Source organism: Enterococcus sp. E4-223 (assembly GCF_035727065.1).
GTDB classification, from domain to species: Bacteria; Bacillota; Bacilli; order Lactobacillales; family Enterococcaceae; genus Enterococcus_B; species Enterococcus_B faecium.
Genome location: NZ_JAPMLH010000003.1, coordinates 73,086 through 99,378, shown reverse-complemented (window position 1 = coordinate 99,378; position 26,293 = coordinate 73,086). Strand labels below are relative to the sequence as shown.

General features: G+C 38.0%; 24 protein-coding genes and 1 pseudogene. 4 read left to right on the top strand and 21 right to left on the bottom strand.

What is annotated here, in order from left to right; genetic code table 11:
* Positions 1 to 4: 4 nt before the first annotated feature.
* Positions 5 to 1,849: a hypothetical protein gene (locus OS139_RS05570; protein WP_325066831.1), complete on the top strand. Its 1,845-nt coding sequence runs from the start codon at positions 5 to 7 to the stop codon at positions 1,847 to 1,849.
* A 44-nt stretch (positions 1,850 to 1,893) separates the two neighbouring features.
* Here OS139_RS05570 and OS139_RS05565 read toward each other — a convergent pair whose 3' ends face one another.
* The 11 genes and pseudogenes from OS139_RS05565 to OS139_RS05515 form a co-directional block, all read right to left on the bottom strand.
* Positions 1,894 to 2,898: a lipoate--protein ligase gene (locus OS139_RS05565; protein WP_002288102.1), complete on the bottom strand. Its 1,005-nt coding sequence runs from the start codon at positions 2,896 to 2,898 to the stop codon at positions 1,894 to 1,896.
* 10 nt (positions 2,899 to 2,908) lie between these two features.
* Positions 2,909 to 3,649 (bottom strand): MBL fold metallo-hydrolase, encoded by a 741-nt coding sequence (locus tag OS139_RS05560; protein ID WP_002325456.1) that lies wholly within the window; start codon positions 3,647 to 3,649, stop codon positions 2,909 to 2,911.
* Positions 3,650 to 3,718: 69 nt separating this feature from the next.
* A pseudogene (locus OS139_RS05555) lies at positions 3,719 to 4,522 on the bottom strand (DUF975 family protein).
* Entirely contained in the window at positions 4,522 to 5,604 is a 1,083-nt protein-coding gene (locus OS139_RS05550; RefSeq protein ID WP_016628031.1) for a M42 family metallopeptidase, read from the bottom strand. The pseudogene OS139_RS05555 and the gene OS139_RS05550 overlap by 1 nt, the downstream one beginning before the upstream one ends.
* A 140-nt stretch (positions 5,605 to 5,744) precedes the next feature.
* The gene (dltD, locus tag OS139_RS05545; protein ID WP_002288094.1) at positions 5,745 to 7,013 is read right to left on the bottom strand and encodes a D-alanyl-lipoteichoic acid biosynthesis protein DltD; all 1,269 of its coding nucleotides are present in this window, start codon (positions 7,011 to 7,013) and stop codon (positions 5,745 to 5,747) included.
* A gap of 2 nt (positions 7,014 to 7,015) precedes the next feature.
* A complete protein-coding gene (gene dltC, locus OS139_RS05540) occupies positions 7,016 to 7,249 on the bottom strand; it encodes a D-alanine--poly(phosphoribitol) ligase subunit DltC (RefSeq protein WP_002288092.1) in 234 nt (77 codons plus the stop codon).
* A 44-nt stretch (positions 7,250 to 7,293) separates the two neighbouring features.
* On the bottom strand, positions 7,294 to 8,499 hold the full coding sequence (dltB, locus tag OS139_RS05535; protein ID WP_002332099.1) for a D-alanyl-lipoteichoic acid biosynthesis protein DltB: 1,206 nt from the start codon (positions 8,497 to 8,499) through the stop codon (positions 7,294 to 7,296).
* Complete coding sequence (dltA, locus tag OS139_RS05530; protein ID WP_002294033.1) at positions 8,496 to 10,010, bottom strand: D-alanine--poly(phosphoribitol) ligase subunit DltA; 1,515 nt, start codon at positions 10,008 to 10,010, stop codon at positions 8,496 to 8,498. Before dltA ends, dltB begins: the two co-directional genes overlap by 4 nt.
* 10 nt (positions 10,011 to 10,020) lie before the next feature.
* Positions 10,021 to 10,170: a teichoic acid D-Ala incorporation-associated protein DltX gene (locus OS139_RS05525; RefSeq protein ID WP_002288113.1), complete on the bottom strand. Its 150-nt coding sequence runs from the start codon at positions 10,168 to 10,170 to the stop codon at positions 10,021 to 10,023.
* Positions 10,171 to 10,450: 280 nt separating this feature from the next.
* On the bottom strand, positions 10,451 to 12,493 hold the full coding sequence (locus tag OS139_RS05520) for an ABC transporter permease (protein WP_325066828.1): 2,043 nt from the start codon (positions 12,491 to 12,493) through the stop codon (positions 10,451 to 10,453).
* A complete protein-coding gene (locus OS139_RS05515; protein WP_002304285.1) occupies positions 12,483 to 13,250 on the bottom strand; it encodes an ABC transporter ATP-binding protein in 768 nt (255 codons plus the stop codon). The genes OS139_RS05520 and OS139_RS05515 overlap by 11 nt, the downstream gene beginning before the upstream one ends.
* A 325-nt stretch (positions 13,251 to 13,575) precedes the next feature.
* Here OS139_RS05515 and nrdD point away from each other — a divergent pair, with 325 nt between their 5' ends.
* Both nrdD and nrdG read left to right on the top strand, forming a co-directional pair.
* On the top strand, positions 13,576 to 15,765 hold the full coding sequence (nrdD, locus tag OS139_RS05510; protein WP_002288083.1) for an anaerobic ribonucleoside-triphosphate reductase: 2,190 nt from the start codon (positions 13,576 to 13,578) through the stop codon (positions 15,763 to 15,765).
* 314 nt (positions 15,766 to 16,079) lie between these two features.
* Positions 16,080 to 16,682: an anaerobic ribonucleoside-triphosphate reductase activating protein gene (nrdG, locus tag OS139_RS05505; RefSeq protein WP_002332102.1), complete on the top strand. Its 603-nt coding sequence runs from the start codon at positions 16,080 to 16,082 to the stop codon at positions 16,680 to 16,682.
* A gap of 53 nt (positions 16,683 to 16,735) precedes the next feature.
* Here the strand turns inward: nrdG and dinB are convergent, their stop codons facing one another.
* From dinB to dnaX, 10 genes are all read right to left on the bottom strand, one after another.
* Positions 16,736 to 17,857, bottom strand: a complete 1,122-nt coding sequence (gene dinB / locus OS139_RS05500) for a DNA polymerase IV (RefSeq protein ID WP_002391657.1) — start codon at positions 17,855 to 17,857, stop codon at positions 16,736 to 16,738.
* A gap of 108 nt (positions 17,858 to 17,965) precedes the next feature.
* Positions 17,966 to 18,838 carry a 16S rRNA (cytidine(1402)-2'-O)-methyltransferase gene (gene rsmI / locus OS139_RS05495; protein WP_002298874.1) on the bottom strand — a complete coding sequence of 291 codons (873 nt, stop codon included), beginning with the start codon at positions 18,836 to 18,838 and terminating at the stop codon, positions 17,966 to 17,968.
* 68 nt (positions 18,839 to 18,906) lie between these two features.
* Positions 18,907 to 19,254, bottom strand: a complete 348-nt coding sequence (locus OS139_RS05490) for a DNA replication initiation control protein YabA (RefSeq protein WP_002288076.1) — start codon at positions 19,252 to 19,254, stop codon at positions 18,907 to 18,909.
* Complete coding sequence (locus tag OS139_RS05485) at positions 19,247 to 20,071, bottom strand: PSP1 domain-containing protein (protein WP_002332104.1); 825 nt, start codon at positions 20,069 to 20,071, stop codon at positions 19,247 to 19,249. Before OS139_RS05485 ends, OS139_RS05490 begins: the two co-directional genes overlap by 8 nt.
* Positions 20,072 to 20,106: 35 nt before the next feature.
* The gene (gene holB, locus OS139_RS05480) at positions 20,107 to 21,045 is read right to left on the bottom strand and encodes a DNA polymerase III subunit delta' (RefSeq protein WP_002288071.1); all 939 of its coding nucleotides are present in this window, start codon (positions 21,043 to 21,045) and stop codon (positions 20,107 to 20,109) included.
* Between the two features lie 13 nt (positions 21,046 to 21,058).
* Positions 21,059 to 21,388 carry a cyclic-di-AMP receptor gene (locus OS139_RS05475; RefSeq protein ID WP_002292340.1) on the bottom strand — a complete coding sequence of 110 codons (330 nt, stop codon included), beginning with the start codon at positions 21,386 to 21,388 and terminating at the stop codon, positions 21,059 to 21,061.
* 14 nt (positions 21,389 to 21,402) lie between these two features.
* Positions 21,403 to 22,047, bottom strand: a complete 645-nt coding sequence (gene tmk, locus OS139_RS05470; RefSeq protein ID WP_002294039.1) for a dTMP kinase — start codon at positions 22,045 to 22,047, stop codon at positions 21,403 to 21,405.
* Positions 22,048 to 22,110: 63 nt separating this feature from the next.
* Positions 22,111 to 22,707 (bottom strand): recombination mediator RecR, encoded by a 597-nt coding sequence (gene recR, locus OS139_RS05465; RefSeq protein ID WP_002296223.1) that lies wholly within the window; start codon positions 22,705 to 22,707, stop codon positions 22,111 to 22,113.
* A gap of 24 nt (positions 22,708 to 22,731) precedes the next feature.
* Positions 22,732 to 23,046 carry a YbaB/EbfC family nucleoid-associated protein gene (locus tag OS139_RS05460; protein WP_002332105.1) on the bottom strand — a complete coding sequence of 105 codons (315 nt, stop codon included), beginning with the start codon at positions 23,044 to 23,046 and terminating at the stop codon, positions 22,732 to 22,734.
* Positions 23,047 to 23,065: 19 nt separating this feature from the next.
* Entirely contained in the window at positions 23,066 to 24,811 is a 1,746-nt protein-coding gene (gene dnaX / locus OS139_RS05455) for a DNA polymerase III subunit gamma/tau (protein ID WP_002332106.1), read from the bottom strand.
* A gap of 214 nt (positions 24,812 to 25,025) precedes the next feature.
* Between dnaX and OS139_RS05450 the strand changes: the two genes are divergently transcribed.
* The gene (locus OS139_RS05450) at positions 25,026 to 26,273 is read left to right on the top strand and encodes an SPFH domain-containing protein (protein WP_002294044.1); all 1,248 of its coding nucleotides are present in this window, start codon (positions 25,026 to 25,028) and stop codon (positions 26,271 to 26,273) included.
* The last annotated feature ends 20 nt before the right edge of the window (positions 26,274 to 26,293 follow it).

The following is a 26,293-nucleotide window of genomic DNA, read 5'->3' as shown; positions in this document are numbered from 1 at the left end:
CTTTATGGCTTTTTTTAATAACATATATAATAAAAAAGAATCTTTTTATTTACGTATAAAGTGGAGCATAATCATTATATTATCATTGTTATTTTTAACGGGAATTGCTTATTTCTTTTATTTTATTTTTTCTCCTGCGGACAGCAATCAAATGAAAGAAATAAAAGATTCGTGGGTTTTCTATACAAAAGATGATCCTGATTTTAAGTTTGACAGCAAGTACACTCGTACGATTCCTACCGTGGATAAAGACGAAACATTCATTATGGAAACGACACTTGAAAAACCGTTGGACGAAGCAAATTTACTAATCAAAGGAAACCATCAATGGATTACTGTATATCTAGGCGAAAAGATTTTATACCAACGGAAAGATTATCAGGAAGAAAGCAATCCCGGACTCTCATTGGCTGTGATAGATTTACCAGCAAATTATATCGGAAAAAAATTGACTCTTACAGTCTCATCTCCTTATCAGAACTATGCTGGACTGCCACCGAAAGTTTATCTAGGAACAACTGGACCATTGATTAGTTTTATTTATTCACAATCAGTGCCGCAAGTATTGACGATGATAATCGCTGTTTTTATCGCTATAGGGACCTTTTTCTATACGATCTACTTGATGTATAAACAAAAACGTCTTGAATACTCACTTATTCTCTTAAGTTGCTTTGCTTTGGCATTAGGATTTGAAGCTGTATCAGAAGATATTTTAAGTGGTATTCTTTTTGAACCATTCGTTCATTCTTTTTTATCTCATTTATTTATTATCTTAACGTCAGCTTTCATCATCTGCTACTATTGGAGCCGAATGTTTTACTATAAAAAATGGTACGGAATTTTTTGTACGTTCCAACTTTTGATTTTTATCGGCGTTCTGCTTTATGCAACTTTTACTCCTGCAGAACTTCCTGAATTAATGCCGATTGCTAATATTGCTAGTGTTATAAGCACTTTAGTCACTTCACTTGCATGCATTGGCGAAGCATATAAGAATAACCGTTTTTATGTAGCTTGTACACCTTGGATCGTCTTGGTAGCCATTATCCATTGCTTGATTTACATCCAAACGGCATTAGGTATCTATCAAACAACGATCAATTGGTCTACGATTTTATATATTATCATTCTAATCGTTATTATCAGCTACAATCTAATCGATCACATCTTAAATACCGACAAAGATCGGAGACAAGCAGATTTCTTAAAAATCAAAAATGATTTGTTGGAGCAACATTATGAGCAGCTTCGACAGCATATCCAAGAAGTAAATACACTTCGCCTGGAATTTGTCCAAGAGATGGAGAATCTGCAAGATTTAATGCATACGGACCAAACAAAAGCTAAAAACTATGTGGAAAAGATATTAGAAGAAGCAAAAAATTTCGAAATGCTGTGTTCTTTTTGCAACCACCAGGTGACAAATCTTATCTTAGCGCGTTACCAGAAGTTAGCTGCCAAACGGAATATTCAGATAACCTTCCAAGCAGATCTTCCCGAAGAACTTCCTATCAACGATGACGATCTGGCTCAACTTTTGATCCACGCTTTAGAGCATTCCTTTAGAGAAACTCATGCCATCGAAAATCCACTGTATCGAAAAATTTATTTGTCGATACACGAACAAGAGGAACATTTCGTCATTTGTTGCGAACATAGTGCACATTACGATACAAACCTATTTAGTCGAGGCATCACAGAAGAATTAGATGATCAGGAACGTTTTGACTTAATGATGATGAAAGACGTAGCGGATCGTTACACAGGAACACTAACGCAGGAAAAAGATACTTTCATTGATCGGATCACTGTTCAACTCTCTCGAAATTACCCGAATCCTGTATAAAAAATAGCGGAATCCATATATGTGGATTCCGCTATTTTTTATTTTCAATAAAGTAAGGTAAGCAATTCTTCTGGTTCTATCGCACCAAAATATTTCTTCACATCAATTTGGCTGACTATTTTTGATAGAGATGCTTTATCATATTTCTGTCCAACCAATTTTTTTTCCACGTCAGAGATATCTCCTAGTCCGAAGAAATCGCCAAAGATTTTTGCTTCTTTGATCATTCCTTCTGAGACATTCAAATGGACTTCAATCGAACCGATAGAAAAACGTTTTTGGCGAGAGAAATTGAAATCTGGAGACTTCCCGTAATTCCAATCCCAATTTCGATAATATTCCTCAGAGATTCGATTGATTTTTTTCCAATCTTCATCAGTCAATTCGTACGTTTTTACTTCTTCTACTGACTCTACGCCGAAAATTTTCAACAAGATTTCTTGACGAAATTCTTCTGTTGTCATTTTTTGCTTTTCTTCTGGAAGAAATGGCTTGATATTCGTTACACGAGAACGGATCGATTTGATTCCTTTTGATTCGATTTTGTCTTTTTTTACTTTTAATGCATTGACTACTTCATTGATATCAGAGTCGAACATAATTGTTCCATGAGCAAACATCCGACCGTTGGTAGCATACATCGCGTTGCCAGAAAATTTCATGCCATCAATGACTAGATCATTTCGGCCTTTCAATTCCGCCCCAGCAACACCCAATTCATGAAGTGCTTGGATGATTGGCTGTGTTACTTTCGCAAAGTCACGGAATGAATCCCCATCATCAGGCATGATAAAACTAAAGTTCAGGTTTCCAAAATCATGGTAGACAGCTCCGCCTCCACTTAAGCGACGGACAACATGAATGCCATTTTCTTCCACATAATCTCGATTGATTTCTTCAAGCGTATTTTGGTTTCTGCCGATGATGATTGAAGGTTCATTGATATAAAAGAGCAAAATAGGTTCATCTAAAGGCATTTCTTGCAGCAAATATTGTTCAATTGCTAAATTGATTCTTGGGTCGTGGTTTTCATTTGGTACAAAAATCATGTTCTTCCTCCTAAATGTTAAACACTTTGTCAACTGCAGCAAGTTCTACATCAATTCCTTTGCCTGCTGCCTTTTGCGCTTCATTTTTCAATTGTTCTAAATCACCAAACTGAGGTAGGTGTGTAAGTACAAGTTTCTTTACGTTAGCTGATTTCGCAAGTTCTCCAGCTTCTTTTGAAGTGAAATGGGCATGATGATGTTCATTTCCTTCAAAAAGATAGGTATCTGCTAGAAACAAATCAGCATCTTTCGCAAAATCAGCGAAACTTTCCAAATAACCTGAATCACCTGTAAATACGAATACTTTCCCCGTTGTTTCTTCTACGATACGCATGGCGTAACATACTACTGGATGGATTGTTTCCATAAAAGTAATCAGAAAAGGACCAATTTTTAATTCTTCAGCTTCAAAATAAGGATGTCCTTTTGAGACATTTTCCATCGTCAATTCTTCAAAGTGAATGGAATCTTTTGTGTGTCCATAAATTGAAAGCAATGTCTCCGGATTTCTCTTAGGATGAAGTTGCCAGTAATACTGTAATACACCAAGGTCAGCAATATGATCATGATGATAATGGCTAAGGATCACAGCATCTAGATCAAGTGGATCAAGGTGTTCTTGTAATTTGATCAGCGTAGCACTACCTGCATCGATCAACAAATTGAACTCGTCAGATTGAAGCAAATAACCTGTTGTCCCTTGATTTTTATAAGGATACGCTCCTAAGCATCCTAAAACAGTTAATTTCATCGTACATTCCCCCTCAAAGATTTATCCTACCACAAAAGTTATTTTTTTGATGAATAAACTGCTTACATGCTAAGTAAAATAGGCGTCTGGACCTCCTTTTTCAATCCGTGCTTGTTCATAAAATTCTGCAACTGACACATTCACATAAACAATGACCCACAAAAGACCGATGAACAAAGCGATTGCTCCTAGCAAATACCAGCCGATAAAAGACAGCTGCAACAAAATATACGTACCAATTCTATCTTTCAATAAAAACCAGCCATATTTCAAACATTGAATAACCGACAAATCAGGATAGTCGAACTTTGTCCATGCAGCAAATTGGAATAAACCGCCAACAATACTCATGATGAGTGCTGAAACAAAAATCATCCCTATCATCGATAAAACAAAGCTGATATCAAGAAAATCTTCTGGCATGACACCCGTAGGTACCGCATTTGAACTGAAAAGCAGCTGCATATAAGTACTCACTCCGCTGATTAAAAACATGGGCAGAAAGATTAAACTGTTGAGTAGCCAGTTGATGACTTAATTGATCAAATTGATGCCAAGTATCGAACCAAAATACTTTCTTTGGAAAACTGAAAATAAAAGGTTACTTTTTGGTCTGCCACCCCGTACAACTACTAGCGCAATGTAAAACAATGCATAGTTGAATGCGAATAAAAGTAAATTATCGACTAGAAAACTCAATAAGTGCTGCTGCATGCTTTCTTCCGGAAAAGGACTGAAACCGTCAAAAAAGTTCTGGATGACGCTCGTAAATATTATAGATAAGAAAACAAGCCAAGTATTGATTCCCCATTGATTTTCCAAAGAAACTCGTGCTTTTTTCCGATATTCAGAAATAGGTATTCTATTATTCATTATTCATAACTCCGAATTTTTTCAACTGTTTCACTATCAAGCCGTTTCACTAATTCTGTGACTAGTTTCACTGTATTCAAATAATCATCTTCATGAATCACTGATGTATGGGAATGCAGATAACGAACAGGAACGGTAATGGCTACAGACGGAACACCATCTCTTGTCAAATGCATTTGTCCTGCATCAGTTCCTCCGCCAGAAATCACTGTATATTGGAATGGAATATCCATTTCCTCTGCTACATCAATAACAAAATTCAATAATTTTTTATGCGGAATCATAGATGCATCAAAAATCAAAATCTGTGGGCCTTTTCCTAAAATCGAATCTGCTTCTTTTGGTGTCATTCCTGGAGTGTCTCCTGCTGTACCAGTATCTAAAGCAAAAGCAATATCGGGATTTACAAGATGTGTACTTGTTCGAGCACCTCGCAAGCCTACTTCTTCTTGCACATCGCTTCCTGCGAATAAAACATTTGGGTGTGCTTCTTTAGATAGATTCTCTAATACTCGCAGAGAAACAGCTGTCCCAATACGATTATCCCATGCTTTTGCCAGTAAATATTTACTGCCATTCATTCGTTTGTATTCAATATATGGAGTGACCATATCTCCAGGACGTATGCCCCACTCTTTGGCTTCTTCTTGGGTTGATGCGCCAATATCAATGAACATATCCTTTATTTCATAAGGTTTATTTCTTACTTGAGGTGTTAAAACATGTGGTGGTTTGGAACCAATCACACCGTGGACGATTTTCCCTTCACGTGTTTTGATTTCAACTTGCTGAGCAAGCATGACTTGCCCCCACCAACCTCCAAGAGTTTGGAATTCCAAGAATCCTTTTTCGGTTATTTTTGTTACCATAAAACCAACTTCGTCCATATGTCCAGAAATAAAGACCTTGGGGCCTCCGCCAGCACCATGTTTGGCAATCACACTGCCTAAACCGTCATAAAAAATATCATCAGCGAATGGTTTGGCATATTCTCTGAATACTTCTCTTACCTCTTCTTCATTTCCAGGTACTCCTTTTGCAGAAGTTAAATCAATAAGTAGCTGTTCTTCTTTTGTATCCAAATGTTTTCCCCCATTTCTATATTCATATTGTGATTATACCATTGCTTATGATTTTTGTTCAGGCAAACTTGGTATTTTTATCTTTTATTCAGAATATTCAAAAATAAAGAAAACAAGCGAGCAACACTCGCCTGTTTTCTTTATTTTAATTGTAGTTTATCTGGTATTTGATGTTGCCAAGATTTGCTAAAAAAAGCATCGTCAAGATGATACTTACTAGCAGTAATATGATTTTCTTCTAAAAACGGTCTGATCTGTTGATCTGCAGCCAACCAGCCTTTCCAGCCTAGATGGATCGTGTCTTCCATAAAATAGTTGGTACCCGCTTGATTGACAAAATCAGCTATTCGATTGAATCCTTGGCTATTTAATTGAAATTTGATCTTTTTGGCAAATCCTTGTAACATTTCTTGAGATAGTCCGGTATAATCGCTCCATTTCTCGTTAACCGGTGGGATGATGAACAATACTTCGTTATGGTTTTTTGCTAATTGATCCAAGACCAGCTGAAAATCAGAAAATTCTGGCGAAAAACGATAATCCCAATTTTTTTGTGACTGTTTGAGCTCTGGCTCGTGGGCTCGGATACGATGCGTATAAAAATCGTTTTTCAACCCGAATGGATTATTCGTCGTTTCTCGTTCTCCAATTTGATTTGCTAAAATGGATAATTCTGTTTCTTGGTATTGTTTTGGTAATCGTTTTGACTCATGATCGATTTTTTGCTGTCGATCTTTCAACCCAATATTGCTGAATACTTCATCCTCTCTCTTCAGCATGTTCCATTGGCTGCGCAGCTGATTCAAAGATTCAGGTAAAGGTAGCTTCCCTTTTTTGATCGTTTGCAGAATCGCCGTCAACGTATCATTCTCTTTTACTTTTGAGAAAGTTAATAATCTTCTAGCTAAATAGCGATCAGCAGGCGTTACTTTCTTCATTGAAAACAACCAGTCGTATGTTTGAAGTTCAGAATAATACGTATTAAAGTAATCAGTTTTTACACCATTTTTAACGAACCACTGAGGAGAAATAATAAAGACCACTTTCTTGTTTTTCATAGCATCTCCTGCAGAACGCATCATCATATATTGGCTTAACGATTGTGTCCCGGGTGCTCCCAGCAAAAATGGACGATAGTTTCGCTGGTATTTTTCTGCCAGAACAGACGGATGAAATGGACTGATTCTGCTTAATTCACTTGAGCCAAAAAAAGGAATATATTGTTTTTCAGATAATGCATAATTTTTTATCGCATCTCCTTTCAACACGTTCACTGACATGGAAGAAGAGGCACGTCTAATCGTTTCTGGATTAGAGATATCTACTTGATAGGAGGAGGTAAAAAACACAAACAGTAAGCCAACAGCTAAAACAACCGGGCCGAAAATAGCAAAAAGTTTCTTTTTCATACTCAACCCTTCAATGCAGTTGCTTGTTGAATGATTTTATTCGGTGTGCTCCAATCCTCTCGCTCGAATTCAGATACAGGGACTTGGATATCCAGCTCTCCGTCTAGCTCGACTAATAATTGAACAGATGCTAAAGAATCAAGCAACCCTTCATCAAATAGATCAATATCACGATTTTTTCTTACTTCATCTGTTCCTGTTATTTCTTCTAAGATTGATAAAATTTGTTCTTCCATTTTCCTTTTCTCCTTTGTTATATAAATTAATATGTCACTATTCGTTAGCTAAAAAAAAGTTTATCTAAAAATCCTGAAAAAATCAGGAAGCTAAAACATACTGCTTGAAATGTCAAAAATACGGCTAAGCCATGCGTAAATTTGTTAGAAGGCAACTGCTCTTTATGCTTCTTCTTAAATCGGATCCATGCATCTGTCAGACAGATCAGACAAGCATGATACAGTCCATATACGATGTAGTACCACGTCAATCCATGCCATATACCCATTAGAAGAAACAAAGCAAAATAACCGATATTTGACATTACGATCTTGCTTTTAAAAAATTTTTTCTTCATCATGAAGAACATCAATCGCATATATACATAATCACGGAACCAAAAGGACAGCGTCATATGCCAACGATTCCAGAATTCTTTGATATTCCATGATAAAAAAGGTTTATTGAAATTGATTGGTGTCTGATACCCCATCATGTAGCTTGTACCGACTGCAAATAAGCTATAGCCAGCAAAATCAAAAAACAAATACATACTGTACACGTACATATAACCTACTAATGCCCATGAAATACCACCATGCTGTAAGGCAATGCGTCCCACTACAGGAAGCAGTACTTGACCAAAATAATAACCGATAATGAATTTATATAAAAAACCTACAAAAATATTTTGGACGCCTTTTCCCAAAAGATCAACATATTTATCACGAACAGGCGGATGGAGCTGATCTTTTTCAAATCTCCTATAGCGATCGATTGGTCCAGAAGAGATTGTTGGAAAGAACAGCAGAAACTGGATATAACGAAATGGCTTATATGTTTTGATCATGCCATCTCTTATTTCCATGATCATTTGTACAGATTTAAAGGTTAAATAAGAGATTCCTAAAAAACCAAGTAACGATGCTTTTCCATGTTCAAAAAAAGGAGTCACTTTCGTTAAAAACAGTGGAATTATCGCTAAAATAACGGCGGCAAAAAAACATCCTGTCTGATTTTTCCTTTGCCGATAAACAAAATAGCCCCATACAAGTATCGTCTGCCACAAAACATACCCAATCAGCGCCGCTCCCTGTTGCCAATAATTACCTCCAAAGCTGACAAATAAAAAGAAAAGTGTCACTGCTGATTGATAAACTGGTAATCTTTTTTCCCATATCAATAAAGATAGAACGATCGGTACAAGCGCAATGGCTAAAAGAAAAAAATAAAACGGCTCTGCATAAGGGATCATATGAGGTAACATCATTCAGGATTCACCTCAGCTGTTAATTTTTTTCGATCGATTTTTCCATTAACTGTCTGAGGCAGCAGATCGACATAATGGAACTTCTGAGGAATCATATAATCCATCACAACTTCTAGTAATTGTTCTTTGATAGATTTAGTCAACTGAAAATCCGGCTGTTTCGTTTTGTTTTCTAATACGACAAAAGCAACCAGCTGCTGTACTTTTGTTCCTTGGTATTTTGGTACGACGACAGCTTGTTTGATTCGGTTGTCTTGGAGCAGATAATGTTCGATATCCCCGAGTTCAATCCGGTATCCATGTAATTTGACCTGCTGATCCATACGTCCTTCATAAAATAAAAGCCCATCTTCATCTAGTCTACCTGCATCCCCTGTATGGTAACTTGCTAAGTCATTTTGACAAAAGAACGCAGCAGCTGTCTTTTCGGGATTGTTCAGGTAGCCTTTTGATACGCTTGGTCCTGCAATAATGATTTCACCCGTTTCTCCTTTTGAAACAGGTTTGCCTTCTTGGACAATAGAAACTTTCGTGTCTTTTTTTACGTAGCCAATCGGTAGTCGGTCATAACTATCTAGTACATGCTGGTCAATCTGAATACTTGAAATAGCTACAGTTGCTTCTGTTGGACCGTAAGTATTATATATCCGTGCATTTGGGAATCGATCAAGTAGACTTTCTGCAGTTTTTTTCGTCAATTCTTCTCCGCAAAATAAAAACATGTCCAATTCCGGCACATTTTCTCCATTGAATGTAGGTTCCATCAAGCAAATATCCATAAATGATGGAGTAGAAACCCACACATTCAACTTCAAGGCTGGCAATGTCGCGAATAATTGACGAAAGTCTTGAACAACTGCTTTATTTAACGGCTTCAGCATTCCGCCAGAAACTAATGCAGGATAAATAGAAAATACCGATAAATCAAAAGAAAATGGCGCTTGGGCTAAGAAATGCATACCAGGCTTGATCCCAAAGTCTTCCATCGTCCATTGAACAAAGCTGACTAGATTATCATGACTGATTTGTACGCCTTTTGGTTCTCCAGTAGTACCAGAAGTAAAAATAATATAAAAATTTTCTGTACCTTTTACGCTATTTCTGGGATAAAATCCTACTGGTATCTTCTTGATTTCTTGAAATTCTTTTTTTGTTATGACAGGAACCGAAGGAATATCTTCTATCCAGTCCCCGATACTGATGACCATAGATGGTTTAGCCACCCGAAAGATCGACAGGATACGCTCCTTGGGTGTATGCTCTTCAATCGGCAAATAGGCATGGCCAGATTTGACAACCCCTAGAAATGAGACAATCATTTCAAACTCCAAATTGCCAAAAACGACAATTGGTCCATCACCTTCTACCTTTTTTTCTAAATAATAAGCAAGTGCGTCTGATGCTTGTTTCAATTCACCAAAAGTATGCGTCTCATCCGCCTGATAAGCAACTCGATCAGGTTCATTTATTCCCCAATCATCGATTGCTTCAATAATCGTTTTGATTTCCATACTCTTCCTCCTAAAATTCGTTATAGATAAAAGTTCCTCCTTGAATATTTTTATAGTGATACAGATAAATCAGGAACAGCAGTACTGCACTATAAAAAATTGTTCGAATGATGAATTTTCCCCAATAATTCAATTTTGGATTAGAGCGCCATTTGTTCATTGGATTCCCTCCTCATATAACCTCACACAAAGTGTAACTAATTTTGACAAAAAGAAACATGTGTCTAGCTTACAGAAACCGTTTTTTTACTAACAGTTTTGTCACATAGCTTTTATAAAAATAGCACATCAAATCACTGCTTTTTTCTTTATAATTTCTCGTACTTTTAAAAAATATAAAAAATAAAGAGGTTGTGACAAAAATCGTGTCACAACCTCTTATTCCAAATAAATGGTATTCAAAATTTAGTTCTATTTATTATCTTGTCTTATTCCGTATATCATTCCTCGATAATCCGACAATATAACTGACTCGTAATGACATAAAGCAAAAGATAGATAAGGATCAATAAGCCACTCACAAGATAAGCCAACCAGTAATCGGCAGTTTTTATATACTGAGTGAAGACATTGATTGCAAATACTGCGTGAGTGATCCCTAATATCATGGGTGGAAAGAAGGTAAGTGCGTTTTGCTCGAAGATCATCCGTCTGATCCTTCTTTGTGGAATCCCCAGCTTAGTCAATAGGTGATAATTTTCTTTTTCTTCCTCTGCTTCTGCTAATTGCCGGACTGTCAAAATACTACCAGTAGCAATAATCACGATCATCCCGACAAATAGTGTGACAAAAATATTGATACCGATTCGCCGATTGACTGCACGCAATTTCGAATAGCTAGAAGAGAAATTCAAACGAGAGCTTTCTTGGCTAAATTGTGCTTCCTTCATTTGGTCATCCGGAAGTTTCTTTGTGCTAATTTCTCCTTGTAGACTTCCATTTACGATATCATAAGAATAATAAACAGCATTGAGCCACTTTATCGACAGGTCATTGCTCAGTCGTTCATCTATTTTTTCATTATTTCCACCTGATACATCTACATTGACTACTTGATAATCCACACCTTTTGCTTTTTCAAAAACGGTATCATCTACAATCAGTACAGGACTTAGATATACCATTGTTTCGTCACCTAATACACTTGGAAGCATTTGTTGAATCTTCAATTCTTGATTATCTGGCAGTCCAATACTAGATCCATATAATGAAATATTCCGAAAAAGAGTTTGCATTTGATCAAGCAAAACAGTATGACCAGGTGATTTCAAAGAAATGTTCGGCAAATCTGGATTAACTTTTCTGAAGGCTTGATATTGTGTTTCTGTGATCAGATTAGCAGTTTGAAACATAGGTTCTTCGAGATTTTGACTATAGATACTCCCAATGACTTTATAATGCAAGGTGATTTCTTTAGTTATCTTCTGCCCTTCCTCTGCTAGAATCGGCTTGATTTTTTTCTCTGTCTCAACATCAAACTGATAGTCCATCGGGGAGGAAACTTTCTCCTGGTAGGATAAAATAGTAGAGATACTAGCCGTGCCGCCAATTGTCATTAAAGAAATTCCGAGAATGACTGTAATCAGAGAATTTGTACGCCAACTTTTGAGCAAATGAACTTGCGTGTTACCCATTATCAAAAAATTGATACCATAGTAATAAATCTTCCATTTACTCAATATGATCAAAAATAACCGAAATGTATAACAGAAAAACAAATAAGTACCGACCACACAAACGAAAAAAATTAAAAAAGGAAAAAAGAAAACTAATGTATCAAGATAATGATAACTGATCATCCATGAAGTGATTTCCCTAAAATGACTAGCTCCAAAATATCCGCTCGTTAAAAGCAGTAACCCGATGACTGCGAGTAATCGGTGCCTTGTCCTGAAGCGCATTGTTGAACTATCTGCTTGTTCTTTTTCTCCAAAACTTCGAATCATTGGATAGCGCCATATTTTCCATATTGAATATACAGATACTGCTAAAAGGATGATGAAAAAAGCAAATAAAGTATCTACTACTGATGAAATGGAGATAAAAAATGGACTAGTAAGATCCATATCCATCATTCGAACCAAAATCATTGAAAAGAGTTTGGAAAAAATAATACCGAGTAATATCCCAGAAATGCAGGCGAACAATCCAATTATCATGATTTCTAACACATATATACCTGATATCTGCAGTTTATTCATACCAAAAAGCTGATAGATGCCTATTTCCTTTTGCCTTCTATTCAAGAAAAATCGGTTGGCACTGAATACGAAAAAAAGCAAAACAACAGTAATGATAAATCCGCCAAAACTCAATCCACCATCTATCGAAGTATCTTGACTTGCTCTTCTGACTAAAGATTGATCGTAGGTCATTGCGCTGAAGGAATAATAGATCATTACGGATAAAGTCAAACTGAAAAAATAAACAAGATAGCCTCGTGACTGCCGAAAAAAACTTTTAACGGCTAGTTTATACAGCATTCATTTTTCCTCCTCCGCCAATCGTCGCCTGCATGTCTATTACTTTCTCAAAGAACTCTCTTCTTGTCCCTCTTCTGACAACTTCAGAAAAAATCACACCATCTTTAATAAATAAAATTCTATCGCAGTAGCTTGCTGTATATGGATCATGGGTGACTAACAGTATCGTTGCTTTTTCTTTTTGATTCATGGTCTTCAAGTAGTTCAACAATTCTGTAGCCGACTTCGAGTCCAAAGAGCCAGTTGGTTCATCTGCAAAAATCACTTGCGGCTGAACAACAAGTGCTCTAGCAGCTGCAATTCGTTGTCTCTGTCCGACAGAAAGTTCATCGGGATACCGTTTGAGCAGTTCTTCTATATTCAACAATTGAGCTACATGTCTTACTCTCTTTTCCATTTCCTCTTTAGTCATCCGTTCAACTGCTAGGGGCAATAGGATATTGTCTTTTGCATTTAGGGTATCGATCAAATTGAACTCTTGAAAAATGAATCCTAGTTTTTTTCGACGAAAGTCACTGAGCTCACTATTTTTCATTTTTGTGATTTCTTTTCCTTGGATCGAGACACTGCCCATCGTAGGCAAATTGATCGTGGACAAGATATTCATCAGCGTTGTCTTTCCTGCACCACTTGGGCCCATAATCCCAACAAACTCGCCTTCTTCTACTGTGAATGAGATATTATCTAAGGCTTTGACGGGAGAAAGTTTGCTGCCGTAGCTTTTACTTAGATGTTTCACTTCGATCATCTTTTCCAATTCTTCTCCTCCTCTTTCATTTTTCATTTCTATTTATTTGCATAGTAGCATATCTACGAATAATTTGCTCTTATGTTTTTGTCACTTTTACTTGGACTGAATAAAAAATTTTATTCAATTATTTTATTCAGCAAAATTAAATATGCAAAAAACAAATCCACCAGCTACAAGTTTTCACCTTTTTTCACAATAAAATATACACTACATATAGTATAGAAATCCAATTATACAGCACATTGAATACTATATATAGCCGATATTTAGTTGCTCCTTCCCAGATTTTGTTTTATGATAGACAAGAACAATTTAGCAGGAGTTGAAGATAATGAAAGTAAATTATGAAGAAAAAACTGTCGTTACTCAGCAGCCAGAGACATCCCAGATGAAAGTCATCAAACGCGATGGCCGCCATGTTGATTTCGATGAACAAAAGATCAATGAAGCACTGATCAAAGCAGAAAAGAAAATTCACGGCTCATTATCACCACTTACTTACGAAAAAATTCAAATGATTGCAGACTTGGTTGTCCAAGAAATCAAAAGCCGGTTTGCTGAAAATGTCAAAATCTATGAGATTCAAAACATCGTGGAACATATATTACTAGAAAAAAACGAATATGAATTAGCAGAAGAGTACATCAATTATCGTACCAAACGAGATTTTGCTCGCAGTAAAGCAACAGATATCAACTTTTCGATTGAAAAGCTAATCAACAAGGACCAAACTGTCGTGAACGAAAACGCAAATAAAGACAGTAATGTTTTCAATACACAGCGAGATCTGACAGCCGGGATCGTTGGAAAATCAATCGGACTGAAAATGTTGCCACCACATATAGCAAATGCGCATCAAAAAGGCGATATCCATTACCATGATTTGGATTATCATCCTTATACACCGATGACGAATTGCTGCTTGATTGATTTCAAAGGCATGCTGAACAATGGTTTCAAAATCGGCAATGCCGAAGTCGAATCGCCAAAATCTATCCAGACCGCCACAGCACAAATCTCACAGATTATTGCCAATGTAGCGTCAAGTCAATATGGTGGCTGTTCTGCCGACCGAACAGATGAATTGCTTGCTCCTTTTGCAGAATTGAACTATAAAAAACATCTAAAAGATGCGGAAGAATGGATCGATTCGCCAGAACGACAAAAAGAATATGCAAAAGCAAAAACCAAAAAAGATATCTTCGATGCTATGCAAAGTTTGGAATATGAAATCAATACCTTATTTACTTCAAATGGACAAACTCCTTTCACTTCATTAGGATTTGGACTAGGAGAAAACTGGTTTGAAAGAGAAATTCAAAAAGCAATTTTACAGATTCGAATCAATGGATTAGGGAGTGAAAAGCGGACAGCTATCTTCCCTAAACTGATCTTCACTTTGAAAAAAGGTGTGAACTTAAACCCTGAAGATCCTAATTACGACATCAAACAACTAGCATTGGAATGTGCAACGAAAAGAATGTATCCTGATATTCTGAATTACGATAAAATCGTTGAATTAACTGGAAGTTTCAAAGTACCTATGGGCTGTCGTTCATTCTTGCAAGGTTGGAAAGACGAAAATGGTCAAGAAGTAAATGTCGGACGAATGAATTTAGGTGTTGTTACATTGAATTTGCCAAGAATCGCGATCGAATCAAAAGGAGATCAGAATAAATTCTGGCAGTTACTGTCTGACCGCTTAGAAATCATGAAAGATGCGCTTCTCTATCGTGTAGAACGTTGTAAAGAAGCCATTCCAGCAAATGCGCCAATTTTATATATGTATGGTGCTTTCGGGAAACGTCTTTCACGTACCGATTCTGTCAATGAATTATTCAAAAACCGTCGAGCTACTGTATCGTTAGGCTACATTGGATTGTATGAAGTTGCTTCAGCTTTCTTCGGTGGCGAATGGGAAACAAACCCAGAAGCAAAAGCTTTCACACTTGATATCGTCAAAGAATTAAAAGCTAATGCAGATGCATGGGGGGATGAATATGGTTATCATTTCAGTGTCTATTCAACTCCAAGTGAAAGTCTAACTGACCGTTTCTGCCGTTTGGATACAGAAAAATTCGGCATCATCGAAAATATCACAGATAAAGAATATTATACAAACAGTTTCCACTATGATGTGCGTAAAAACCCAACGCCATTTGAAAAATTGGAATTTGAGAAGGATTATCCAAAATATTGTTCAGGTGGATTCATCCACTACTGTGAATACCCTATGCTCCAACAAAATCCGAAAGCTTTAGAAGCTGTATGGGATTTTGCATATGACAAAATCGGGTATCTTGGTACGAATACGCCAATCGATCATTGCTATCAATGTGGTTTCGAAGGTGATTTCAAACCGACAGAACGAGGATTCGAATGTCCAGAATGTGGAAATCATGATCCAAAAACATGTGATGTAGTCAAACGTACTTGTGGCTATTTAGGAAATCCGCAAGCTCGTCCGATGGTACATGGCCGCCATAAAGAAATTTCCTCACGTGTGAAACACATGAAATGAGGTTGTGAAAAAGCTGTCCTGCATCAAGTAATAAGAACAGCTAAACAAAAATAGCTCCTCATATTTTTCGTTTAGTTGGGCTTATTACTGCAGATGCAAGCTTTTGAACACCGTTTATTCAGAATAAGAGGCTATGACAAGTCTTTTTTCACCACCCTCTTTCGATGGCTTTGTATCTTTGAACGCCCTCTATCAAAATAAGAGCAAGCTTTCTTGAATAATGGATTTAGGTCAGTTTGTTCTTATTTATGTGGTCGAGTAGATTTTATCTTCAATAGCTATATCTTTGAACCTTAAATGAAAGAAGTTTTTTTATGAGAAATCCAAAACCAAAAGAATGGTTAGCAAAAGACTACAGCCAAAACTATATTGCTGACTACAAACCGTTTAATTTTGTCGATGGTGAAGGTGTCCGCAACAGTCTTTACGTTAGTGGCTGCTTATTTGCCTGCGAAGGCTGCTTCAACAAAGCTGCACAAAATTTCCGATATGGCAAACCATTCACACCTGAATTAGAAGAACAAATCATTTCTGACTTGCGCAACGATTACGTGCAAGGATTAACTTTACTTGGTGGCGAGCCTTTTTTGAATACAGATGTTTGTCTGCAAGTCGTACGACGTATCCGAAAAGAGTTCGGTACGACAAAAGATATCTGGTCATGGACAGGCTATACCTTTGATGAATTGCTACAAGATTCAGAAGATAAATTAGAACTCCTTTCGCAAATCGATATCCTTGTTGACGGACGCTTTGACTTAAGCAAACGTGACCTAAAACTACAATTTCGTGGAAGTAGCAACCAGCGGATCATTGACGTCCAAAAATCTTTAGAATCCAATCAAGTTGTGATTTGGGGAAAATGTACGGATGCAACAGAAACCTATGAACAAATCAAAAAGCAAGACTTAATATAAAAACAGCTTTGGGAGAGAAAACGGATTTCCGGTTTCAACTCTCAAAGCTGTTTTTATATTTCTTGATTTTCCCATAATGGAAGGACGATGTTTTCATAAGTCATCGGGTCCAGATTCGTCAAAGTAATCCCTAACAATCGGATCCCTTTTTCTACTCCCAAGACTTCCTCCCATATAAGGCTTGCTTGATAAAAGAGTGCTTCTTTTTTATAGATATATTCTGGCAATGTCACTCTTTTGGTCACAGTAGAATAGTCCGTGTACCTGACCTTCAAAACTACTGTTTTCCCATGTTTTTGGACTCTTCTCAGTGCTTCTTCTACTTTTTCAGCTAGTTGGCGCAACTGAGTCAGCACTGCTTCTTCCGTTTGCAACGGCTGCCCATAAGTATGCTCTTTTCCCACAGATTTTCGCTCTCTTGTAACGTTTACTGGAGAATCATGGATTCCTCTGACTTTACGATAAAGAGAATAGCCCATTTTTCCAAAATTTCGAATCAACATCATTTCTGTGCATTCATATAGGTCTTTTCCTGTATAAATCCCTAGCTCATGCATTCTAGGTACAGTTTTCTTCCCTACCCCATGAAATTTTTCAATTGGCAAAGCTTTTAAAAATGGCACAGCGTCTTGAGGGGCAACTACCGTGATTCCTCTAGGTTTTTGATAGTCTGATGCTAATTTGGCCAAAAACTTATTGTAACTTACTCCCGCAGAACATGTTAGCTGGACACTCTCCCAAATATCTGCTTGGATCATTCGGGCGATTTTGATGGCTGACTTGCAATTGATTTTATTTTCGGTCACATCAAGATACGCTTCATCGATACTAACTGGTTCCACAATATCTGTATAACGATAGAATACTTCCCGTACTTGTTTGGAAATATCGCTGTATTTATGATGGTCGCCAGGCTTAAAGATGGCTTGCGGACAAAGCTCATACGCTTTTTGTGCACTCATTGCTGAATGAATTCCGAATTTTCTTGCTTCATAATTTGCTGTAGTCACTACTCCACGCCCACCAGTGTCACTGGGGTGTCTGGCAATTACTAATGGATGTCCGCGAAACTCAGGATGATCTCGTTCTTCAACCGAAGCGAAAAAAGCATCCATATCAATATGAATGATTTTTCTTGATGTATCATTATGTAAAGGAAATTGCAGCTCCATCATCCTCACCTCTTATTTATTATACAAGAACATTCGTTCGCGTTCAAGAGATTTGAAAAGTTAGTAGCTGATTTCCCCATTAGTCTTTCATTATAGACAACTTATACTATCTCAGTCTAATTCATGGTACTGACGGTAGACTTCTTGTTTTTTCAGCCCATTTTTCAGCGCTACTGCTTTGATAGCAGCATTTGGTTTTTCGCCTGAAGCGATCTTTGCTTCTACTTGTTCCTTTAACGTTCCCAACTCTTCATCAACTTCCGTCACTGGCGTTTCGAACAAATTCCCTTCTACAAGCAGACAACATTCACCCTTTACTGGATGTTCTTCGATATAAGCGAGTAGCTCTTCCGTACTTCCTCTAAGGTATTCTTCATGGACCTTTGTCAATTCCCGACACAAAACGACTTGGCGATTTCCAAAAATTTCTAAGAAATTCGTCAATGTAGCAGTGATCCGATAAGGTGACTCATAAAAAATCAGCGTAGCTGTCTGTTCTTTTAGCTTTTTCAATGTTTCTTTCTGTTCTTTTTTCTTACGTGGAAGGAAGCCATAAAATAAAAATGGTTGAGGCATTAGCCCTGAAGCAATCAAAGCCGTCATCCCAGCTGTAGGTCCTGGAATAGAGATCACAGAAATCCCTTCTTTTATGCAGGCTAAAACTAGCTCATGTCCAGGATCGCTGATGGAAGGCATTCCTGCGTCACTGACTTGAGCAATCGTTTTTCCTTCTTTTAACAAAGCAATCAATTGAGGGACACGTTCTTTATAATTATGTTCATGTAAACTTTTTTGGGGTGTATGGATTTCAAAATGATTCAATAACTTTTGTGTATTACGCGTATCCTCACTTGCGATAAGATCGGATTCTTGCAGCATACGAACACTTCTGTAGCTCATATCTTCTAAATTTCCAATTGGCGTCGGTACAAGATATAAATCCCCATATACCGGATTTCCCTTGAAACTTTTTTGATTATACATCTGTCACAATCTCCTTAATAAAAAGACTGGAGCAGTATTTCTCCGCTCCAGTCTCCTCTTGTTATTGGTCATCGACCGCTTTCGCGATAGATCACTTCTAGACAAAACGCACAAGGCTCGTCATTGTCCCTTCTTGATCCATATAAATCGTAGCAGACATGGAATCCTTCTTCATAAATTTTTTCAAGATTCATACGAGACTTAGAAAGTTCCTGCTTCACATTTTCAGCTGGAGCTTGTGCAACTTGGTTCAATTCCCGCAGGTGTTCCCGCAGACGTTGATTTTCCATCTCCAAAGTTGTATTTTTTTCTACGATCTCATGCAAAGCATGCTTCATTTCAACAAGTTCTGTTAATGTATTTCTCAACTCTGATTCTAATTGATTCAATCCGTCGTATAATGATCTCTTATCCATTCATCTCACCTACTTGGATAAATTCTTTCAATTCATCCCATTCATATTCGACAGGATTTTCCCGTCCAGTCAGCCGAATACTAACGATACGGCTAAGCAGATTCAACCCTACGACTTTCCCTTTACCATCAGGTGTAGCAATTACTTTTCCAAAGTCAGGGAGTTCTTTTTTCGCTGTCTCGTATTCTTCGCTCTCATATTGCAGACAGCACATCAAGCGTCCGCATAAACCGGAAATTTTTGTTGGATTCAAAGATAAACTTTGATCTTTTGCCATTTTGATTGATACAGGCACGAAATCGCCTAAAAAAGAAGAACAGCATAATGGACGCCCACATGGACCAATTCCGCCTATTATCTTTGCTTCATCGCGGACACCAATTTGTCGAAGCTCAATACGAGTACGAAATACAGTGGCCAGATCTTTTACCAATTCTCTAAAGTCAATTCGCCCGTCCGCCGTGAAAGAAAAAATCAATTTATTTCGATCAAATGTGTATTCGGCTTTGACCATTTTCATTTCCAACTCACGCAACTGCACTTTTTCTTTTGCGATTTTCAATGCATCATAAGCATCTTTTTTGTTTTTTTTGTCTTTTTCTAATTCAGCTTGTGACGCTTTATGCAAGATCGGACGGATAGCTTCAGGAAGGTCATTGGGATCAATCTCTTTTTTAGGAAGGACAACAGTAGCAATATGTAAGGATTGCTGAGATTCGACTAATACCTTGTCATTATAAACATATTCAGAGTCTCCTGGTGCAAAATAATAGATATGACCTGCATCTCTATATCGGACACCTACTACTTCTACCATTTCCATCCTCCTTGATCATCATCCTTTACGGCAAGCTAAAAAATCGTATGCAAAACGAACTGTTCCGCAACAGCCTGAAAACTGACATTGCTGCGTAGTTTCTGCTCTGCGATCAATATCCGTTCAATTATCTGGTTTATCTGTTTCACTTTGCCATATTCGCCGTTTGCTACTGCTTGACGCTGTGCTTCCTGATAATAAAACATCAAGACAGATAATCCTGTAAACTGTTGTGTTTTTTCTTTAAATGATTTTACCAATTTTTTTTGGACATAGATAAAGGCTTGAGTATCTTGCTTTTGCAAGTAAACGAACCATTGATAAATCAAGTCCTTAGCATCATTAAACCATTCATCTTGAGAGATTTCAACTGCTTTTCCTAAACTGTTTGTTAAGAAAGCCAAAAGTTTTGCTTTTTCCAATGGAATCTGCTCTTCTTGCAATCGATGGATCAGTGCTTCTTTCGAAAGTTCTTGAAAATGCAGAACTTGACAACGAGATTGAATAGTAGGGAGAATTCTTCCTACTGCATCTGTTTCTAACACCGCTAAAAAATCTCCAGGGGGCTCTTCCAAGAATTTCAACAAACTGTTTGCCGCACTGCTATTCATTTTTTCAGCTTCTTTGATCAAAAAAACTTTTTTTCTTGATTCGTAACCGCTGCGACTGAATTCCGTCTGCAAACGTCTGATCTGATCGACTTTGATGGTTTGTCCTTCCGGTTCAATAACCAAAACATCTGGATGTTCTTTCTTTTCGATCCGCTGACAATTGTTGCATTTTCCACAAGGCAGATTGTCTTTCATTTGGGTACAGAACAGGTGCTGTGCAAGCCATATACCTACTTCATGTTTTCCTGTTCCTTTCTCCCCTTCAAAAAGATAAGCATGAGCGATACGCCCATGCTCAAAACTCCGTTGAAGCTGCTGATACACGATCGGTTGCATTTGAGCCAAGTTTATTTCTTGATTCATAGCTCAGCTCCTCCTAAAATTGATGGAATCCTTCAACAGGTAAGACGAAGACTGTGGCACCGCCTACTTCTACTTCTACTGGATAAGGGACGCCCCCATCCATCGAAATATCCAGTGTAACAGGTGTAGATACAAATTGCTTTCTTGATTCACACGTTTTTTTGATGATTTCCAATGCTTCTTCTACACGGTCATCTTCAATACCCACGATAAACGTACTGTTTCCAGCCTTAAGGAAGCCGCCTGTCGATGATAGTTTTGTGGCACGGATATTTGCATCAATCAATTCATTTGATAAACGGTTGCTGTCTTTGTCTTGGATAATCGCTAAAATAATTTTCATAAACGTTCACCTTCCTAGTTTTCAAAAAATTGCGGATACTGTTCAATAATTGTATGATAACTTGTTTGCAGCACTTCTTCAAAGCTTTTTCTTGCATCAACTTTGTGGATTCTTTCCGGATTCTCTTCTGCCAGCTTTAAGTAAGCATGACGTACACGCTGGTGGAATTCCAAACCTTCTGAATCTAAACGGTCGATTTGATTTTGTCTGTTTTTCTTGATTCTTCTTAATCCGGTGTCTGAATCTACGTCAAGATAAAGGGTAAAATCCGGCGTAGTACCTTCTGTAGCAAACTCATTCAACCGAGCAATCTCGGTAACGCCGATGCGTCGGCCTGCACCTTGATAAGCAAGAGAACTGTCGACAAATCTATCGCATAAAACGATTTTCCCTTTTGCCAGAGCAGGCAGAACCTTTTCGACTAGATGTTGTCTTCTTGCCGCTGCATAAAGCAGTGCTTCCGTACGTTCATCCATCCGATCATTTTTTGGATCAAGGATCACTGCTCGGATCTCTTCAGCAATCGGAATGCCTCCTGGTTCTCTTGTTTGAATGATTTCTGTTTTTGCTACTTCTTTCAAAAGAGGGTAAAGTTCATTCAAGATGCTGGTTTTTCCTGCACCATCAGGCCCCTCGATTGTAATAAATAGTCCGTTCACATTGTTGCCCCCATCTCTTGTGCTGCTTTTATATTGTATCTGAAAAAACACTTAATTAGAAATTTATAACTCACGTCTTCCTTCGACAGCTTTCAATAAAGTAACTTCATCTGCATACTCGATATCAGAACCTACAGACAGACCATGTGCTAGACGAGTCACTTTGATACCTGCGGGTTTGATCAGACGTGAGAGATACATAGCTGTTGCTTCTCCCTCTGTTGTTGCATTTGTTGCGATAATCACTTCTTTTACATCTGCATCATGCAGCCGCTGCAACAGAGAAGAAATATTGATGTCTTCTGGACCTGTCCCTTCCATCGGTGATAACACACCATGGAGAACATGATAAAGTCCGTGATATTCTCGCATTTTTTCCATTGCCATTACATCTTTCGGCTCTTCGACCACTAGGATAACGCTTCGATCACGTGAAGGATTTCTACATATTTCGCAGGGATCTTCTTCTGTGATGTTTCCGCAGATACTACAAAAATGCAAATCGCGTTTTACACTTAACAAAGATTTAGCAAATTCATTTACTACTTCATCTTTCATATCGATCGTATAAAAGGCGAGTCTTGTCGCTGTTTTCTGACCGATTCCTGGAAGTTTCATGTAGCTGTCGATCAGTTTCGCAATTGGTTCTGGATATTGCATATTCATTACTCCTTCAGTTTAAAACTAAAATCCTGGCAAACCTTTTGCGTATTTCCCTAATTTTTTCTCAGTTTCCACATCAATTTGTGCGATCGCATCATTGACTGCCATTACGACAAGATCCTGAAGCATCTCGATATCATCAGGATCAACGACTTCTTCATTGATTTGGATATCTTTCATGCGACGATCGCCTGTAAAAACCGCTTTGACCAATTCATTGGTGGCTTTACCTGTAAACTCTATTTTATTTAGCAGCTCTTGTGCTTCTGCCATTTCTTTTTGCATTTTTTGTACTTGTTTCATCATGCCTTGCATATTGCCCATTCCACGCATCATAATTATCTACTCCTTTTTATTAATCATCTACCACTGTAACAGCTTCGGAGCCAAACAGTTCCTCTGCTTTTACTACAAGTGTTTCTTCTGGTACTTCTTGTTCTTGAGGAAGCAACTCGATTTCTCCTTCTGAGTCTTCAGAAGCAAAAGAGTTTTCTGTTCCCTCTTCTTGTGCCTGCGTCAAATAATTTCTTCGAAGTTCTGGCCAACTTTCTCTTGTAATATAAACAGGATCAGGCGCATAATCTTTGATCATTCGGCTTAAGTTGTTGTGTACCGAAAGCTGCAATTCTTCGTCATTTGCTGCTCTTTGACAAACAATCTCATAATCAAACGCAATCACTAGTCCTGTAGGTCCAGCTGCAACTGGTTCGCTTGCTTTAAGCATTGCTCGCTGAGTGACAGATAGACTCATCAGCAAGTCTTCCCATACTTCTTTTACTTGGTTCAGATGCTGTCTTGTCGCTTCCCGCAGAACTTTATATACTCGTTCCGTCGGTACACGATAGGTACTTGTCTGTTTTTTATGATTTGTTTGCTGTACCGGCTGTACTTTTGTATTCTCAATTCCTGTATTACTGCGTAGTTTCTTGATTTCGTTTCTTAGTTCCTTAATCTCTTGTTGTAGCTGTTTTACTATCTGATCATCTGCAAATGATACATCTGCTGAAGGAACAGAAGCAGACGGTAGCTGTGCAAGTTTGACTGTAGCGACTTCCAAATAAATAGCGGCACTATTGGTAAAACGAATTTCATTTTGAGTATCGCTCAAAATCTTTATCATTGAAAACAGCTGATCCGCTGAAACAGTTTGTGCCAATTCTGTAAATGTACTTCTGATCGTACTCGATTGTTCCTCAACTAGGTTAGGTGCTTGCTGATACATCAGCAAGTCACGGCAGTATTGTAACATATCCTCTAGAAAGCGACGTGATTCTTTGCCGGCTGCGAGAATTTGGTTCAATGTTTCCAATGCTTCTGGTACTTCTTTTTTCACGCAAGCGCTCAAGTAACTGTCCATCATTTCGTCAGTTAAGCTACCTGTCACTTGCATGGCATCATCTAAAGTAATTGTTCCTTCACTAAACGAGATTGCCTGATCAAGAATACTCAATGCATCCCGCATCCCGCCTTCTGCAGAACGGGCAATCACATTCAATGCAGCTGGTTCATAGCTGATAGTCGATTCTTTCAAGATAAATTCAAGATGTTCGACAATATCTGCCGTATTGATCCGTTTAAAATCAAATCGCTGAGTCCGTGAAATGATCGTAGCTGGTATTTTGTGAGGTTCGGTCGTTGCTAAGATGAATATGACACTTTCTTTTGGCTCTTCCAATGTTTTCAACAAGGCATTGAAAGCTCCTGTTGAAAGCATATGTACCTCATCAATAATGTACACTTTGTACGCTGCCTTTGTAGGCGCATAATTTGCCCGATCACGGATAAATCGGATTTCTTCGACTCCGTTATTGCTGGCAGCATCGATTTCGATCACATCTTCTTGCGTACCAGCAGTAATTGATCGACACATTTCGCATTCGTTGCATGGCTCACCGTCTTTACTGTTCGGACAGTTGATTGCTTTTGCGAAAATCTTTGCTGCACTCGTCTTTCCGGTTCCTCTGGGTCCTGTAAACAAGTAGGCATGTGAGGTTTTGTGGGAAACAATAGCATTTTTTAGTGTCTGTGTCACAGCTTTTTGTCCAACGATGTCTTCGAAACGCTGCGAACGCCAGACTCGATAAAGTGCTTGATATGCCATAAGGATCCCCCTTTTTTAAAAAATTCACTATCTCTTATTATACGTGATATTAGGTAAAAAAACTACTATCCTTCTCGGCTTTTTCAGGTATTTAAACAATACGCAATTTTCCATTTCAATTCCGTCTCTAGTCCGAGAAGTTTCACATCTTCCTATGGTATAATAAATAAACAATAATTGTTTGGCATTAGCTGAATCAGAGGAGGAATTTTTTATGGGTCTTATCAAAGCAGCAACAAGTATGGTTGGCGGCGGTCTGGCAGATCAATGGCTAGAAGTCATCGAACCAGACAATATGAGTGATACAACGGTCATGACAAAAGGTGTCAAAGTCCGCAAAGATGACAAACGTGGCTCCAATCGTAAAGGAACAGAAGATGTTTTAACAGACGGAACAGTCGTCCATGTCTATCCAAACATGATGATGCTTTTGGTCGATGGTGGAAAAATCATCGATTATACCGCTGAGGAAGGTTATTACACCATTAAAAATGACGCAGCTCCTTCCATGTTCAACGGAACACTGAAAGAAGCAATTGCTGAAACTTTTGACCGATTTAAATTTGGCGGCGTCACACCGCAGAAACAACAAGTTTTTTATATCAATCTCCAAGAAATAAAGGGAATCAAATTCGGTACAAGCGCGCCGTTGAACTACTTTGACAATTTCTATAACGCAGAATTATTCTTACGGGCACATGGCACTTATTCTATTCATGTCGTTGACCCGATTTTATTTTATACAAACGCAATCCCTAAAAACAAAACACAAGTGGAAATCAATGATATCAATGAGCAGTATTTAGCTGAATTCCTAACAGCGCTGCAATCAGCAATCAATCAGATGTCTGCAGATGGTCAACGGATTTCTTATGTACCATCTAAGAGTTTGGAATTAAGCAAATACATGGATACTGCATTGGATGATTCTTGGCGTGAATTACGTGGGATGGAGATTGTTTCTGTGGCTGTAGCCAGCATTTCTTACACCGATGATTCTGTGAAACTGATCAATATGCGTAACGAAGGGGCGATGCTAGGTGATCCTAGCGTACGTGAAGGATACGTGCAAGGTTCCATTGCACGTGGTATGGAAGCAGCCGGAAAAAATGAAGCAGGAGCAATGACCGGCTTTATGGGTGTAGGTATGGGAATGAATGCAAATGGTTCTTATCTTTCTCAAGCAGCTCAAAATAACCAAGAACAAATCAAACAACAAGCAGAAAAACAAAATCAACAAACTGCACAAGGAAATGCGGATACTTGGACATGTCCAGTTTGCGGGACAGAAAATTCCGGAAAATTCTGTTCCAACTGCGGAGCTGCCAAACCTGTAGAAAACGTTCAGCCTAAGCTACAAATGCGATGCAGTGAATGCAATGAGATCGTGGATCTTTCCAACGGCATCCCTAAATTCTGTCCAAACTGTGGTAAACCGTTTAAAGGAATCCCCGTTGATTAATTTATTTAGAAAGGTGTGCA